We start from the raw sequence: 15,962 nt of genomic DNA, 5'->3' as shown, positions 1-15,962 counted from the left end.
AGCACTGTAATTGAGGGGCTTGCCTGAAAGGTTCGGGGCGAATTTGTACATCTCCGGCCTGAGATAAATCTTGTTGCCGATTATAGGGGGGGTGCCGAAAAGTCCAGTCATTGTCTTTCGCTAACATCAACAAAAATCATATATCGTTTTACTAAGGGGAAATAATGAAGAAGTCAGCTCAGATTTTTGCGTCAGAAAAAACAAAATCAACGCAAGCTACTGCGGTTGCATTAGTCATTGGAACGCTGGGTCTTGGTGTGTGGACTGAAAGCCAGGCGGTTCCCGCCTTTGCGCGCCAGACTGGTATGGCCTGTAATTCTTGTCACTTCCAGGGTAGTTATCCGGCGCTCAATCAATTTGGCCGTTCATTCAAAGCGGCTGGATATACTCAATCAGGTGCGCAGGAATTGGTGGAGGATGATAATTTGTCTCTACCAGCCGTTCTTAATGCCTCGTTGATTACCAAGTTTCGCTATCAGAAAACGAATGGAGACAATGCGAGGTTGATAGAAAGCGGTGCGACCATCGAAGGCAAAGAGGGTGCCTATGCAACCAATGTGGGTGAGCTCCAGCTACCTGACGAGGCCGCCCTGTTTCTGGGAGGCCGAGTAAGTGAAAACATTGGTTTTCTAACCGAACTCTCCTTGCACGGCACAGAAGGCAGTAATTTCCTCTCCTTTAAAATGCCGTTCAACTTCAAGGCAGGCGAAGATACTGACCTGCTGGTTGTCCCGTTCATAACGGACGCCTTGGGTGCAGGGTTTGGCCTTGAGTTGCTGAATACGGGAGCATTGCGCAGTCAGCGAGTGGGAGAGGATCGCAAGTCATTGATGGCGCAGCAATATCTTGGCCTTGGGTATGGGGCTGCAGAAGGTATCACATTTGCAGCCGTGAAGGAGTCTGGCTTCCTCAATGTGACATTTTGGTCCCCCGATTGGAGCAATTTCAGTCCAGAGGGTCTGGCCACCTATGTTCGTGGGGCGCTGACGCCTCAATTGGGTGACTGGGATTCTGGACTTGGATTCCAATACTATTTCGGTAAGTCAAAGAATGACACTGGCGGTAATATCATTGAAGAGAAAGATATAAAGGGATGGTCTATTGATGGCCAATTGCAGGGCGAATTTCTGGGTAAGCCATTAGGCGCTTATGCTGCATATGGGAGTGTTCCTAGTAATTCGCATTTCAATGCTAGCGCAAACAGGAAAACGGCATGGTCCATCCATGGCCAATATGGTGTGATACCAAATAAGGCGACAATTATACTTGGGTATCGACATGCGGATACGGGTGCTGATACCGACAATGCAGTGACAATAGGTGGCACCTACAATTTTGCGCAAAATGTACAGTTGCAACTCAACCACGTACTACGGAGCGGGAGTAAATATGACACTCCGCAGGATGCGGGCGATCAGCAAACAACCTTGATGCTGTTCAGCGGATTCTGATCGGAGTTCAGCTATGAATAATGGGCTATTTGTCCTGGTTGCATGCTTGCCCATAGTGGTTATTTCCGGGTGCTCATCCTTGGGTGAACGCCCGGGAATGCTTGACATTACTTCCGAGCCTACGGGGGCGGAGGTGTATGTCATGAACACAAGAGTGGGCGTTACCCCGCTCATTCTAGAGCAAGGCAAGGTCTTTCCGATTGTCTATCCACGGGAGAAACACCCGCTGTACGGTACGGTTGAAGTGCGCAAGGTTGGGTGTGCCACACAGCGGCTGCGAGTGGGAACACAAGAGATCGCTAAGGGGGTTCACGCCAGATTGGAATGTAACGAAGTGGAACCCTCGATTATGCCTTCTGATTATCAGCCGAAGTTGCCAGAATCTACTGCAATACAACAATCTGGCAAAACGGTTGAAAAAGCCTCCCCTTTTTTTGAAATGCGGTTGCGTCGTGTTATTGAGCTGCGAGAAAAGGGTTTGATCACGAAACAGGAGGCGAGTGAGATACGGGATCGTATCTTAGACGAACTCTGAATGGATCGTTAAACGCCTCTCATTAACTCCTTGGAGGAGACTTAGATGATACATATACAAAAAAAAATGCTACTGGCTTTTTCAGTTAGTGCTGTCATCGGCTTGGGTGTGGCGCCGTCTGCAGCGCTGGCGGATGGAGCTGCATTGGCAAAGAAATATAATTGCCTGGTGTGCCACAGTGTGGATAAAAAACGGGTTGGTCCCGCATACAAGGCAGTGGCGGCTAGATATGAAGGAGATCCGAGTGCGGTAGCTGATCTTGTTGAAAAAATTAAAAAAGGCGGCAAGGGCGCCTGGGGTTCGGTCCCCATGCCTCCCAACAAGAAAGTTACGGACGAGGTAGCAACGACTATACTGGACTGGGTTCTCGGATTGAACACTGGCACGGTCGTAGCTGCCAATGTGCCGGACTGACCCCTCTGTTGCCTTTGTGCCTGAGGCGAAGTGAGGAGTCAACACGGAATTATCAGGCACTTGAGCTTTGCTGACCACCCTGATAATGAGTAATAGTTCGGCAGGATGCCGCAGGCTATTAACCCGGTAACTGAATAGTGGCCGGGTTAATGCTGGCACAAGGATATGTCGGCCGGTCGACGGCAACTAAAGGCCAGGACGCCTTTTGGTTGCCGAGTTAATAACTGTAATTCAGTAACCGCCCGAGTATCAGCCCTATTGCGCGGCTTTGAGCTTGGCGTTCCAGGGTAACAGCGCCTCGATCTGCTCAACTGTCTCCGCCGCCCCGATATGCTGCAACACGTAGTGCAGGTAGGCGAAGGGCTCGAGGCAGCCGATGGCAAAGGGTCGGATGGCATTCTCCGCCAGGGCGTTGCTGATAGTCAGCCGTCCATCTGCGCAGTAGCCTGTCAGCCGTTCCCACTGGTTCAGGGTGTATTGCATGGCCTTGTAGGTCAGGCTGTCCTTTGAGGATGCCCTCGAGCCGGTACAGCGGCAGGGCATCGGCATATTTGGCCACCAGGAGCCAGGCCAGTAGCTGGACGCTGGCCTGGCATTTGCCCAAGGGATGGACCGGACGCAGCCGGTAGCTCATGCCAGGCACCCCAGCAATTGCCGGGCCATCGAGACATTGTCTGGCCCGATGCCGCGGATCTCCAGGCCGTCGGGTAGCACCAGGCTCAGGCCAGAGACCACCGGTGCTGCGAGGGTGACCGGTACGAAGCCCTTCGCCCTGGGTTGCACCATCGGCTTATCTGTGCGGCGCAACTTGCGCGCCCAGTAGCCGAAGCTCGGGTAACTGAGCCACCGTTGGGCGCAGTAGGCCCTCTGCGTCAGGCCTGAGTCTTGCCAGGCGGCCACATGCTGTTGCCAGTACAGGCTACTGTCGTTGGAGTTGGAAGTCGTCATGCTCTCTCCTGTGTGGTGATCGGTCAGGAGAAAGTCTGCGGCAGCACCTGCTCCGAAAACAGGTGCCGCTTCTTGGGCGCTTACAAACTAAACAAGAGCGTGCTGAAGCATATCGCCGGATATTTGAAGGACAGATTGATGCAGATCTAATTAAAAATATTCGCGAGTCGTTCAATAAATGACTTACCTTGGGAGCCTCTGATTTAGTCTGGACGAAGTCGATTGTGATTCAGAATATTCAGATTCAAGGCACAAATCACACGTAAAGCTACCGCTCCCTGCTCACGCGCCTCCCCTACACCCCTGTCGGGGATAGCTGGCTATTGCGAACGACTGCATGACTTGATCAGAGGCTCCCTTGGGAAATGGCCATTTCAGAAATAAAGTTGAAAGACTGACAAGACGCAGGGTCACGCCATTGAAACCAGGACCAAAAACCAAGTTTCAGAATAACAACAAGATAGGAAAGCAGGAGTGTTTACTCTGACCCCAGATTTCTAATAATCGAAGTGCACACGCCGTAGATTTGAGCCCATTTCCCGATAGGCTGTAGTAGAGTCTAGAAATGGACAAGCCCCCTCCCGCCGCCCAACGCCGCCGCCGACGCCGACGCAAAATCCTGTTGCGACTGCTCATCCTCTGGATCATCACCATCGTCGCCTGGCAACTGCTGCGCCCCCACTTCAGCGAGCAGGAACGGCAGATCCGCAGTCAGCTGCGCCACACTATCGAGCAGCGCTTTCCGCAACAGGCTGCCGAGGCAAACGCACACTACGGCCTGAAACCCTTCCCCGCCGGGCGTCCGCTCAATCTATCCCGCCCCCAGGTAGTGTTGATCCACGGTCTCGATGACCCAGGCAAGATCTGGATGAATCTGGCGCCGACACTGGCCAAAACAGGCTTCAGCATCTGGCTGATGAACTATCCGGACGACCAGCCGATCAGCGACTCAGCCGAGCTGTTTCACCAACAGCTGCAGTGGCTGCAACAGCAGGGCGTCAGCTCGATCACCATCATCGCCCACAGCATGGGCGGACTAGTCAGCCGTGATCTGCTGAGTCGTCCCGAGTGGCTGACAGACAAGAATATCCCTCAGGTCAGCCAGCTGATCCTGGTCGGCACCCCCAACCAGGGCTCAGAGCTGGCACGGCTGCGCTTCTTTGCCGAGCTGCGCGACCAGTTTGCCGAGATCCCCAACGGCGAGTTCGGCTGGCTCAACGCGATCTTCGACGGTGCTGGCGAGGCGGGCCTCGACCTGACTCCCGGCAGTCCGTTTCTTACTCAGCTGAACAGCCGCCCAGCACCCCCCGACACCCGCATAATGGTGATCGCCGGCCAACTCGGCCAGATCGATAAACAGCGTCTGCAGACCGCCATTGCAAACCACCGGGAGACCCTGCCCGAAGGCACAGAGGTGGCCCTGCTGCAGCTGTTCGAGCAGATCGAAGCGGCGCTGGCGATCCTCGGCGATGGCCTGGTCAGCCTCAACTCCGCCCGCCTGCCCGGAGCGGAGTTCCACACCGTCAGCGGCACTCACCTCTCGATCATCCGCAACATCTCCACCGAGAGCCAACGCGTACCACCGGCGATCCCGCTGATCCTACAGCTGCTCACCCCCACTGTTGAAGAAGCGATAAAAGAGCCGTGAACAAGCTGCCTGTTTCTGTCAGGATCTGCCACTGCCCTGCCATCATCCCCTGACATAGTTGGGTGACAAGAACGACCTAAGGAGAATGGCCATGTGGGGTCATCACCACCCGCTCTCGAAACCCTTGTCCCTGCTGCTGCTCGGCCTCTGGCTAGTGGCGGCCAGCCTGCCACTGCAGGCTGCTGAAGCGCTGCAGGTACTCGACGTCTCGGAACGCGCCATCGAGGGCAAGAACCAGATCTGTGCCCTGTTCAGCCAGCCCCTCGACCCCAGCACCAATATCCAGCCCTACTTCAATCTCACCACCGATCAGGGCTTGGTGGAGGGGGCCTGGGTGCTCTCGAAGGATGGCCGACGCGCCTGCTTCCCCGACACCGAACCAGAGACCGACTACCGCCTGACCATCTACCGCAAACTGCAGGCAGCGAATGGATCACAACTGGCGCAGAACCACCCCGCCAGCCTGAAGACCCGGCAGCTGCAGCCCGCCGCCAGCTTCGATAGCCAGGGTTCGCTGCTGCTGCCTCACAAGGGCAGCGGCCTGCCGATCGTCGCGGTCAACGTGGATGCGGTCGACATCACCTTCCACCGGGTACGCGAGGCGAGCCTACTGGAAGTCTGGCGGCAGCTGCAGTCGCGCTACCGTTACAGCCTGTTCGAGAAGCTCGCCGACTGGACCGAGCTGGTCCACAGCGGCCGCTTCACCCTGGATCTGCCGCGCAACACCCGCGCCCGCCGCAGCATCGACATCAGCGCCCAGCCGGCCCTGGCTGAGCCCGGCCTCTATCTAGCACTGATGAAACCCGCCGGCAGCTACACCAGCTATCCCGAGACCGCCTACTTCACCATCACCGACATCGGCCTGCACGCGCGCCGCTACAATAACCAGCTCGACATCTACAGCTACTCCCTAGGCAAGGCGCAGCCGCTGGCCGGCGTCACCCTGGAGGCACTCGACCGCAAAGGCAACCTGATCGCCACCAGCCGCACCTCGCCGGAGGGGCTGGCCAGCTTCAGCCACGCTCTCGACCAGATCGAGCTGATCCGTGCCCACAAGGAGGCCCAGCTGACCCTGCTCGCGCTCAACAGACCGGCCCTTGACCTCTCCGATTTCGACCTAGGTGAGCAGCCCGACCAAGCCCAGCAGCTCTTCATCTATAGCGAGCGCGACCTCTACCGCCCCGGCGAAACGATCCACTTCAACGGCCTGCTACGCGACCGGGACGGCCGCTTCGACAACGCCCCTGTGCTGAAGGCGACCATCCGCGGCCCGGATGATCAGGAGGTCAAACGCCTGCGTTGGCGTTCAGATGCCCTGGCAGGTTACTACCAGCAGGCATTTCACATCCCCACCAGCGCCAAGACCGGTCGCTGGCAGCTGCAGGTGGAAAAGCCCGACGGCGAGCCCGCCCGCTACAGCTTCCAGGTGGAGGAGTTCCTGCCAGAACGAATGAAACTGGACCTCTCGGCCGCAACTGACAAGTCTACCAGCCCGGCAGAACCGATAGAGATCAAGGTACAAGGAGACTACCTCTACGGCGCACCCGCTGCCGGCAACCGCCTCAGCAGCCAGCTCGAGCTCGCCCTCTGGCGCGACCCCATCGCCACCCTGCCCGGCTTCCAGTTCGGTGATCAGGACGAGCAGCAACACAACCAGCGTTTTGAGCTGGAGGATCTGCAGCTCGACGCCAGCGGCCAAGCCCGGCTGCAGATTCCCTCGCGCTGGGCAGATAGCCGCTCACCGCTGCGCCTGTCACTCACCGCCAGCCTGTTCGAGTCAGGAGGCCGACCAGTGAGCCGCCGCCACGACCAGCTGATCTGGCCCACGGGTGGAGTGATCGGCATTCGCCCGCCCTTCGACAAAGAACAGAATCCTCCGGCCGACAGCCGCCTCACATTCGAGATCGTGATGGCCGACGCCGACGGCCGGCTGCTCGCCGCCCAAGGCCTGGAGGCGACCCTGATCCGCGAGGAGCGCCAATACTTCTGGGAGTACTCCAGCGACCGCGGCTGGTATTCGGAGTTCACCGAGCAGGCCTATCCGGTCCTCAATACCACACTGGATCTGGCGGAAGGCGAGCATGGCAAGCTGGAACTGCCGGTGGAGTGGGGCCGCTACCGGCTGGAGATCAGCGACCCAGCCAGCGGCCGCCGATCGAGCCTGCGCTTCACTGCTGGAGAGACCTGGTACCACGACTGGCAACAGAGCCAACAGAGCGGCCAGGCAACACGCCCCGACAAGGTCAGCCTGGCGCTGGACCAGGCCGCCTACCGCCCCGGCGACACGGCCCAGCTGCGCATCGTGCCACCCCACGACGGCCAGGGCCTGGTGCTGGTGGAGAGCAGTGAGCGCCCACTCTGGTCAGCCAGCCTGCCGTTACGCAAGGCCGGCAGCCAGATCGAGATCCCCATCGACCCGACCTGGCAGCGCCACGACCTCTACATCTCGGTGCTGGCGCTGCGCCCGGCGGCAACCGACCAGCAGCTGATCACGCCCAATCGCGCCATTGGCCTGCTGCACCTGCCCCTGGAGCGCAGCGAACGGCGGCTTGAGGTCAGCATCCAAAGCCCCGACAAGGTGGAGCCCAACCGGCCCCTGACGGTCCGCCTCAAGGCCCAAGGCATCGACAACAGCCAGCCGCTCCACGCCACCCTGGCAGCGGTGGATGTCGGGGTGCTCAATATCACCGACTTCGCCACCCCCGATCCTTTTGCTGGCTTGTTCCAGCGGCGCCGCTTCCAGGTCGAGAGCCGGGATGTCCATGGCCGGCTGATCGAACTCAACCGCTACCCACTGGCCCGGCAACGCTTTGGCGGCGACGGCATGGGCGGCAACGCCAAGATGCCCCGCAGCGAGGTAAAGATCATCTCACTGTTCAACGGCCCTGTTTCATTGAATGCCCAGGGCGAGGCACAGATCGAGCTGCAGCTGCCCGACTTCAACGGCACGCTGCGGCTGATGGCGGTGGCCTTCGGTGAGGATCGCTTCGGCAGCGGCGAGCGGGAGATCCAGGTCGCCGCACCGGTCGTCACCCAGCTGGCGCTGCCGCGTTTTCTCGCCAGCGGCGACCAGAGCAACCTGGCGCTGGACCTGCACAACACCACCGACACCGAACAACCATTGAGCCTGCAGCTACAGGCCACAGCCCCGCTCATCCTCAACGCTGAGCTCGAGAGACTGCTGCTGGCCGCCGGCGAGAAGCGGACCCTTCGCTACCCTCTGCAGGCGGGCGACCGATTCGGCCTGGCGCAGATCCACCTGGCGGTTGAGGGCAAGCAGATCGAACCATTCCAGCGCCACTGGCAGCTGACGGTACAGCCCGCCTGGCCTGCGATTCGGGAGTGCCGTTCCCTGACCATGGAGCCGGGCGAGCACGCCCCCCTGCCGCTGCCCGCTCTGAGCGCCTTCAGCCCGGCCACAGTGGTCGCCCGGCTGAGCCTCGACAACCGCATCACACTGCAGATCGAGGATCAGGTCGAGGCACTGCTGCGCTACCCCTACGGCTGTCTCGAACAGACCACCAGCAGCGCCTGGCCCTGGCTACACGCCAACGAGCAGAACCTGCGCCGCTTCGGCCTCGATCCTGAGCAGCTCAATAAACGCCAGCAGAATTTGGAGCAGGCGTTCGAACGGCTGCAGGCGCAGCAGCGCGGCAGCGGTGGCTTCGGCCTGTGGGACAATCACAGCCCGGAGGAGCACTGGCTCACCGCCTATGTAGCAGACTTTCTGCTCAGCGCCCAGGCGATGGGCCTTGCAGTGGAGCCAGAGTTTCTGCGACGGGTGGTAGAACGCCTGGAGCAGTATCTGAAGCAGTCCCGCATGCTCATCGAGCGCCACAGCGATGCCCCCGACCACTACCGCCTCGCCTACCGCGCCTACGCCGGTTACGTGCTATCGCGCATCAACCGCGCCAATCTTGGCCACCTGCGCAGCCTCTGGCGCAGCCAGGCGCAGTACGCCAGATCGGGCTTGCCGCTGATCCACCTCGGCCTCGCCCTGAAAAACCAGGGGGACCACAAGAACGGTGCCGCAGCGATCACCCGCGGGCTGGAGATCGGTGCGCCGAAACCCGGCGCCTATCTGGGCGACTACGGTTCGCCGCTGCGCGACCAAGCGTTAATGATCAGCCTGCTCGCCGATGCCAAAATCCATGACAAGCCGGTGATCGGGATGACCCGGACCCTGCGCGATCAGCTCTTGTCCCGCCAATACCTCAGCACCCAGGAGCGCAACGCACTGTTCCTCGCCGCACTGGCGCTGCAACGGCCCGACGACAACCCTTGGCAGGCGGGCCTGCGTATTGGTGAAGAGCTACTGGAACTGGTGCAGTCGGGCGCATACCAGATCAGTCTGGAGATCGATCAGCTCAGCGCCGGCATAACCCTGGAGAATCGGAGCGACGCTCCCCTGATCAGCGACCTGCTGCTGAGCGGCTATCCCAACCAGCCACCGAAACCTGTCTCACAAGGTATCAGCGTGGCACGCAGCCACTACTCCCGCGATGGCAAGCCGATCGACCTCAAGCAGATCAAAACCGGCGAGCTGGTGCTGGTCCACCTGCAGCTCGATGCTGAGCAGCGCATCCCCGACGCGCTGTTGGTGGAGCTGCTGCCCGCCGGGCTGGAGCTGGAGAACCAGAACCTGAAACATGCAATCCAACTGGACCAGATCAAGATCGACAACAGGCCGGTGAGCGAGCTGATGCTGCAGTCGCAGATCGTGCACAGGGAGTATCGCGATGATCGCTTTGTCGCCGCCCTCAATCTACGCAAAGGCCGGTCGAGCCACCTCTTCTACCTGGCCCGCGCGGTCACTCCCGGCCGCTACCAGGTACCGCCAACCCTGGTGGAGGATATGTACCGCCCAGAGCTGCGCGCGATCGGTGAGTCGGGTGGCCTACTCGAGGTGGTCGACGCACCATGAGAGGCTGCGGCAGCAGGCCCTGGCTGGCGTGGTCGGCCGGACTGCTGCTCGCCAGCGGCCTGCTGTTGTGGGCACTCGACCTGTTCTATCCTCTCCAGCTGCTCGGTACCGATGCCCCCTCCCAGGTGGTGGTGGACCGGCAGGGTCGCCCGCTGCGCACCTTCCCCAATGCACGCGGGGTGTGGCGCTATCCGCTGCACATGGAGCAGATCTCGCCGCTCTATATCGAAGCACTGCTCGGCTACGAGGACCGCTGGTTCTACTGGCATCCGGGGATCAATCCCTTCGCCCTGCTGCGCGCCGCGACACAGAATCTGGCCAGCGGGCGCATCGTCTCCGGCGGTTCCACCCTGACGATGCAGGTGGCGCGGCTGCTCCACCCCCACCCCCGCAGCCTCTCCGGAAAACTGTCACAGATACTCCGCGCCCTGCAGCTGGAGTGGCACTTCAGCAAGCGGGAGATCCTCGAACTCTATCTGCAGCTGGCCCCCTTTGGCGGCCCCCTGGAAGGGGTGCAGGCAGCCAGCCTCAGCTATCTACAGAAGGACGCCAGCGAGCTGACCCACGCCGAGGCAGCGCTGCTGGCGGTGCTCCCCCAGGCCCCCAGCCGGCTGCGCCCCGACCGCCACGCCGAACCTGCCGAGGCAGCGCGCAACAAGGTATTGGAGCGGCTGGCCAGCCAGGGTATCTGGTCGCAGGCGGTGGTCCAGCAGGCAAAGCTGGAGCGGGTCTACGCCAACAGTTTTCGCCCGCCGCTGCTGGCACCGCTGCTGGCGCGCCGCCTGCGCAACCGATTCCCCCAGCAGGCGGTGATCCGCACCACCCTGGATGGCGAACTGCAGGCGATGATCGCGGAGTTGGCGAAAAACTACGCACAGCAGCAACCGCCGGGGGTCTCGGTAGCGCTGCTGGTGGTGGAGAACCGCAGCGCCGAGGTGCTTGCCTATGTCGGCTCGGCTGGTTTTCTTGACGACAAACGTCTGGGCCAGGTCGACATGGTGAGAGCGATCCGCTCACCGGGCTCAACTTTGAAACCGTTTCTCTATGGGATGGCGCTGGACGATGGCCTGATCCACTCCGCCTCGCTGCTGAGCGATGCGCCGCGCCACCGCCAGGCCTATCGCCCGGCCAACTTTCACCGCGGCCACGAGGGGCCAGTGAACGCCAGCCGAGCGCTGCAACAGTCGCTCAATGTGCCGGCGGTCAATCTGCTGGAGCAGCTCGGCCCAGGCAGCTTCGCCAACCGTCTGGCCAACGCCGGCCTGGGATTGACGATTCCGGGGGATGGCCGCCCCAATCCTGCGCTGATCTTGGGCGGCGCGGGCATCTCCCTGGAGCGGCTGCTGCAGGGCTATCTGGCCATCGCCAACAATGGTCAGACGCAACCCCTGCACCTGCTGCTGGGCGAGCCGGATACAACGCGCTTTCTGCTCTCCCCCGGCGCGGCCTGGATCGTACGACAGATACTCGCCGAGACTCCGCGGCCCGACCGGCTCGGCGGCCACCGGGTGCGGGACGAGACCCGGCTGGCCTGGAAGACCGGCACCAGCTACGGCTTTCGCGACGCCTGGGCGGTCGGGGTGACGCCCCGCTACAGCCTCGGAGTCTGGCTCGGGCGGCCCGACGGCACCCCGGTACCGGGACACTATGGCGCACTCTCCGCGGCACCACTGCTGTTCCGCCTTGCCAACCTGCAGGCGGATGGGAACGAGGCATGGAGCAGCGCACCGCCCTCGGTGGCCGAGGTGCAGATCTGCTGGCCACTCGGCACCCTGAAGCAGCAGCAGCCGGAACAGCACTGCCACCGCAACCTGACGGCCTGGAGCCTCGACGGGCAAATCCCGCCCACGCCCAACCAGGGGCTGGACAGCAACCCGCTCAAGCTCTGGGTGAGTCAGGACCAGGGGAAGCGGATTGCCTCCAGCTGCCCGGGGGTGGAAAAACAGCCACTGCAGCTCGCCCTCTGGCCGCCTGCCCTGGAGCCCTGGCTGCCCTTTCGGCAGACCCGGTTGGGTCAGCTGCCTGCCGCCGATTCTCGTTGCCCACCTGCCAGTATGATCGGGGCCGCTGGATTGCAGATCATCTCCCCCAATCACCAGGCCGAACTGACTCAACCGGGCGGTGATGCCCTACCCCAGATCATGCTGAAGAGCCTTGGCGCTCAGGGCAAGGTGAGCTGGTACGTCAACGGTGAGTTTCTCGGCCGCTTCCCCGCCTCACAGGACATCGCCTACCGTTTTAGTCAGGCTGGAAAAAACCGTATCCTTGCTCTGGATGAGCAGGGCAACAACGACCAGGTGGAAGTGGAGATTCTGATTGGTGAGTGATTAATGAGCCTCTGAGCGAGCTGGCATGCCAGCATCCATACTGGGTTCCAGACGTCATCAAAATGTAACCATCGATTCGGTCTAATACCAGGTTTGAATATCAGACAGCTAATGGATATTTAGCATGACCACAAAGATTCTCATCGTCGAGGACGAGACCGCCGTGCGTGAGATGATCGGCTTTGTGTTGCGACAGGCCGGTTATGAGACGATGGAGGCGGAAGACGCCGGGCAGGCACGCACCTGTCTGGCCCGGCAGATACCGGACCTGATCCTGATGGACTGGATGCTGCCCGGCACCAGCGGGGTAGAACTCACCCAGGAGCTGAAGCGGGATTCCCTGACCGCTGAGATTCCGGTGATCGTACTCACCGCCCGCGGTGAAGAGGACGATAAGGTACGGGGTCTGGAATCGGGGGCGGAAGACTATGTGACCAAGCCCTTTTCGCCCCGCGAACTGATTGCCCGGATCAAGGTGATCCTGCGCCGGGTGGCACCCCACGCCACTGAAGAGGCGGTGGAGGTGGCGGGGCTGCGGCTCGATCCGACCTCCTATCGGGTCAGCGCCGATTCGAAGGAGATCGAACTCGGTCCCACCGAGTTCCGCCTGCTGCACTTCTTCATGACTCACCAGAACAAGGTGTTCAGCCGTTCACGGTTGCTCGACAACGTCTGGGGCACCAACGTGTTCATTGAGGAGCGCACTGTGGATGTACACATCCGACGCCTGCGCAAGATTCTGGAGCCGCATGGTCTAGACCGTCTGGTACAGACGGTACGTGGCGCTGGATACCGCTTCTCTGGACAGGTCGCCACAAAATGAGCCTTCATCGAGCAGGCCGTTACCGGGAGTTTGTCCTTGTCGTCTGTGTCGGGTTGCTGCTGTTTGCCTGGGGAGTCTGGATCGACCACCCGGCCTTGGCGCTGCTGTGCGGTCTGGTCTCTTACCTGCTGTGGCACATGCACAATCTCCACCGTTTGAGCCTGTGGCTGGACGACCCAAAACACCACGAGCCACCGTCGGCACTGGGCGGGTGGGGCGAGATCGTGCATGCGGTGGAGGCACTGCGTGAACGTGGGCGCAAACGCAAACGCAAACTCAGCCGCATGCTCAGTGGGTTTCATCAATCCACCAACGCCCTGCCCGATGCCACCGTGGTGCTGAACGATCGTGGTCAGGTGGAGTGGTGGAACAGTGCCGCCAGCAAGATATTCGGCTTCAGAAAGAAACGGAGTAGCGACCGCTCACTTGAAGAGCTGATCCCCGACCCGATGTTCCGGAAGTACCTGGCACAGGGTGATTACAGCCAACCGTTGCAAATGCCGGGGCCGCTGGACCACAAACGCACCCTCGAGGTGCGCATCGTCCCCTACGGCAAGGGCAAACGCCTGTTGCAGGCGCGGGATGTGACCCGTCTGCAACAATTGGAGATTGTGCGCCGCGATTTCGTGGCCAATCTATCCCACGAGATGCGCACCCCGCTGACCGTCATTCACGGCTACCTGGAGACCCTGAACGACGCTGAAGATCCCGAATTCTCACCCTGGTGCCACATCATCAACCAGATGTACCAGCAGACCACACGCATGCAACGCATCGTCGAGGATCTGCTGCTGCTGGCGCGCCTGGAGCGGGAGGACGCGCCGCAGAGGGACGAGCCGGTGGATGTGGCCCTGCTGCTCACCACCATACAGAGCGAGGCTGAGGCGCTGAGTGGCGATCAGCACCACCACATCGAACTGGAGATCGTCGATGACTATCGCTTGCTCGGCGTGGAGCGGGAGCTCGACAGCGCCTTCTCCAACCTGGTGTTCAATGCAGTCCGCTATACCCCTGCCGGCGGGCTGATCCGAATGCGCTGGGAGCGCACCGAACAGGGCGCCTGTTTCTCGGTCACCGATAGCGGCATCGGCATCGACCCTGAGCACATACCCCGCTTGACCGAGCGCTTCTACCGGGTGGACGTGGCACGCTCACGCCGCAGCGGTGGCACCGGCCTGGGCCTTGCCATCGTCAAGCATGTGTTAACTCGCCACTGCGGTGAGTTGCAGGTAGAGAGCGAGCCCGGCAAGGGCAGCCGCTTCAGCTGTCTGTTTCCCACCTCGCGGGTGCTAGCCGAGGGGCATGGCGAGGCATCAGTTTACCCAACTACCCGGTCGCGCCAATCTTCGTGATGTTGTAAGCAGTCTGTCTACGCAAACCTCCGAGCCCCGTCACCTGAGCATCACCAGGATCACTCCTCCGCTTTGGCACGAGTTACTGAAAAACAGATGGTTTTGTCAGCAAAATATTAACGACCATATCAAAACCAAAAAGTATTCATTATGAAGCTGGAACAGGATATCCGCTGAATTCAACGCCTGAGCAACTACACCAGAGCGCTTTCACAGCTCAGAAAATTCATTGAAAAGGGTGACTTGATCAGAGGCTCCTTAGTCTGCTTCGTGAAGAGATAGAGTGTTTCCCGACGCTTGCATCCCGCCACTCCCAAGGCGATTTGTAACAAAACTGTCATAAAGCGCTCATTCCTGTGTAACACAACCATCCAATAATCTCCGCCACAAGCTCAAACCCTGGACTGGAGATAATTGTGATCAACAAGCGTTTCGCCCTCGCCGCACTGCTGGCTGCTTCCGCATCCGTCGCCACGGCAGCCGCATCGCGTGACTACATTTCCATCGTCGGCTCTTCCACCGTCTACCCCTTCGCCACCGTGGTGGCCGAGACCTTCGGCAAAACCAGCAACTTCAAGACCCCGAAGATCGAATCCACCGGTTCCGGTGGTGGCCTGAAGCTATTCTGCGCCGGAGTGGGTGTGGAGCATCCGGATATCACCAATGCCTCCCGCCGGATTAAGAAGTCCGAGGTCGAGCGCTGCAGCAAGCAGGGTGTGAACGACATTGTCGAGGTGAAGATCGGCTACGACGGCATCGCCATCGCCAACTCGAAACATGCAGCTCAGTTCGAACTGACCCGCCGGGATCTCTTTCTGGCCCTGGCCAAGCAGGTTCCCGGTCCTGACGGCAAGCTGATCGACAATCCCAATAAGACCTGGAAGGAGGTCAATCCGGCCCTGCCGAATACCAAGATCGAGGTACTAGGGCCGCCGCCCACCTCCGGCACCCGCGACGCCTTCGCTGATCTGGTGATGGGCGCTGGCGCCAAGGCCTTCTCCGACCTGAAGGCCCTGCGCAAGGCTAAGGGCGAGGACCAGGTCAAACCGCTGATGGCCAAGCTCGGCATCCCCGAGCGCGCCTACAACAAGAAGGGCAAGAAGGTGTTCAAGGCAGTGGCCCACGCGATTCGTGAGGACGGTGCCTACATCGAGGCCGGTGAGAACGACAACCTGATCGTGCAGAAGCTAGAGGCCAACCCCAACGCTCTGGGGGTATTCGGCTTCAGCTTCCTCGACCAAAACAGCGACAAGGTGCAGGGTTCCAAGATCGAGGGTGTGGTGCCTGAATTCGAGTCCATCGCCGACGGCTCCTACCCGGTATCCCGTCTGCTCTTCTTCTATGTAAAGAAGGCTCACATCGGCAAGATCCCCGGCATCAGCGAATACCTTTCTGAGTTCACCTCTGAAAAGGCCTGGGGTGACGAGGGCTATCTGGCCGACAAAGGCATGATTCCCATGCCAAAGGCGGAGCGCGATGCCTTCGCCAGCGACGTCAGATCGTTAAAGAACCTGCAGCTCAAATGAGCGAGTGGGATTGA

General features: G+C 60.4%; 10 protein-coding genes and 2 pseudogenes. 9 read left to right on the top strand and 3 right to left on the bottom strand.

Translation table 11 applies throughout. The features are described from left to right. Positions 1 to 164 precede the first annotated feature (164 nt). From L0Y14_RS03950 to L0Y14_RS03940, 3 genes are all read left to right on the top strand, one after another. The gene (locus tag L0Y14_RS03950; protein ID WP_251859254.1) at positions 165 to 1,451 is read left to right on the top strand and encodes a porin; all 1,287 of its coding nucleotides are present in this window, start codon (positions 165 to 167) and stop codon (positions 1,449 to 1,451) included. Between the two features lie 142 nt (positions 1,452 to 1,593). Next, entirely contained in the window at positions 1,594 to 1,986 is a 393-nt protein-coding gene (locus L0Y14_RS03945; protein WP_139042190.1) for a hypothetical protein, read from the top strand. Positions 1,987 to 2,031: 45 nt separating this feature from the next. Continuing rightward, on the top strand, positions 2,032 to 2,400 hold the full coding sequence (locus L0Y14_RS03940) for a c-type cytochrome (protein ID WP_050798794.1): 369 nt from the start codon (positions 2,032 to 2,034) through the stop codon (positions 2,398 to 2,400). Between the two features lie 255 nt (positions 2,401 to 2,655). Here the strand turns inward: L0Y14_RS03940 and L0Y14_RS03935 are convergent. The 3 genes and pseudogenes from L0Y14_RS03935 to tnpA all read right to left on the bottom strand — a co-directional run. Next, positions 2,656 to 2,907, bottom strand: a pseudogene (locus L0Y14_RS03935) (transposase domain-containing protein); the annotation flags it as partial. 45 nt (positions 2,908 to 2,952) lie between these two features. After that, positions 2,953 to 3,034, bottom strand: a pseudogene (locus tag L0Y14_RS16590) (hypothetical protein); the annotation flags it as partial. Then, positions 3,031 to 3,348, bottom strand: coding sequence for an IS66 family insertion sequence element accessory protein TnpA (gene tnpA, locus L0Y14_RS03930; protein WP_251859253.1), 318 nt, complete (start codon positions 3,346 to 3,348; stop codon positions 3,031 to 3,033). The pseudogene L0Y14_RS16590 and the gene tnpA, both read right to left, overlap by 4 nt. Positions 3,349 to 3,913: 565 nt before the next feature. On the opposite strand from tnpA, the gene L0Y14_RS03925 reads away from it, so the two are divergent. From L0Y14_RS03925 to L0Y14_RS03900, 6 genes are all read left to right on the top strand, one after another. Next, entirely contained in the window at positions 3,914 to 4,996 is a 1,083-nt protein-coding gene (locus L0Y14_RS03925; protein WP_050799422.1) for an alpha/beta fold hydrolase, read from the top strand. A gap of 91 nt (positions 4,997 to 5,087) precedes the next feature. Next, the gene (locus L0Y14_RS03920; protein WP_006475833.1) at positions 5,088 to 9,920 is read left to right on the top strand and encodes an alpha-2-macroglobulin family protein; all 4,833 of its coding nucleotides are present in this window, start codon (positions 5,088 to 5,090) and stop codon (positions 9,918 to 9,920) included. Beyond that, positions 9,917 to 12,247: a penicillin-binding protein 1C gene (gene pbpC, locus L0Y14_RS03915; protein WP_251859252.1), complete on the top strand. Its 2,331-nt coding sequence runs from the start codon at positions 9,917 to 9,919 to the stop codon at positions 12,245 to 12,247. The genes L0Y14_RS03920 and pbpC overlap by 4 nt, the downstream gene beginning before the upstream one ends. Before the next feature lie 124 nt (positions 12,248 to 12,371). Beyond that, a complete protein-coding gene (gene phoB, locus L0Y14_RS03910) occupies positions 12,372 to 13,070 on the top strand; it encodes a phosphate regulon transcriptional regulator PhoB (RefSeq protein ID WP_006475309.1) in 699 nt (232 codons plus the stop codon). After that, positions 13,067 to 14,422 (top strand): phosphate regulon sensor histidine kinase PhoR, encoded by a 1,356-nt coding sequence (phoR, locus tag L0Y14_RS03905; protein ID WP_006475310.1) that lies wholly within the window; start codon positions 13,067 to 13,069, stop codon positions 14,420 to 14,422. The genes phoB and phoR overlap by 4 nt, the downstream gene beginning before the upstream one ends. Before the next feature lie 419 nt (positions 14,423 to 14,841). Continuing rightward, entirely contained in the window at positions 14,842 to 15,948 is a 1,107-nt protein-coding gene (locus tag L0Y14_RS03900; protein ID WP_040819831.1) for a PstS family phosphate ABC transporter substrate-binding protein, read from the top strand. Positions 15,949 to 15,962: the final 14 nt, after the last annotated feature.

The sequence above is a fragment of the Candidatus Endoriftia persephonae genome (assembly GCF_023733635.1).
Lineage (GTDB): Bacteria > Pseudomonadota > Gammaproteobacteria > Chromatiales > Chromatiaceae > Endoriftia > Endoriftia persephonae.
Note: the sequence above shows the minus strand (reverse complement) of the source record. Positions and strands in the feature narration are given on the sequence as shown.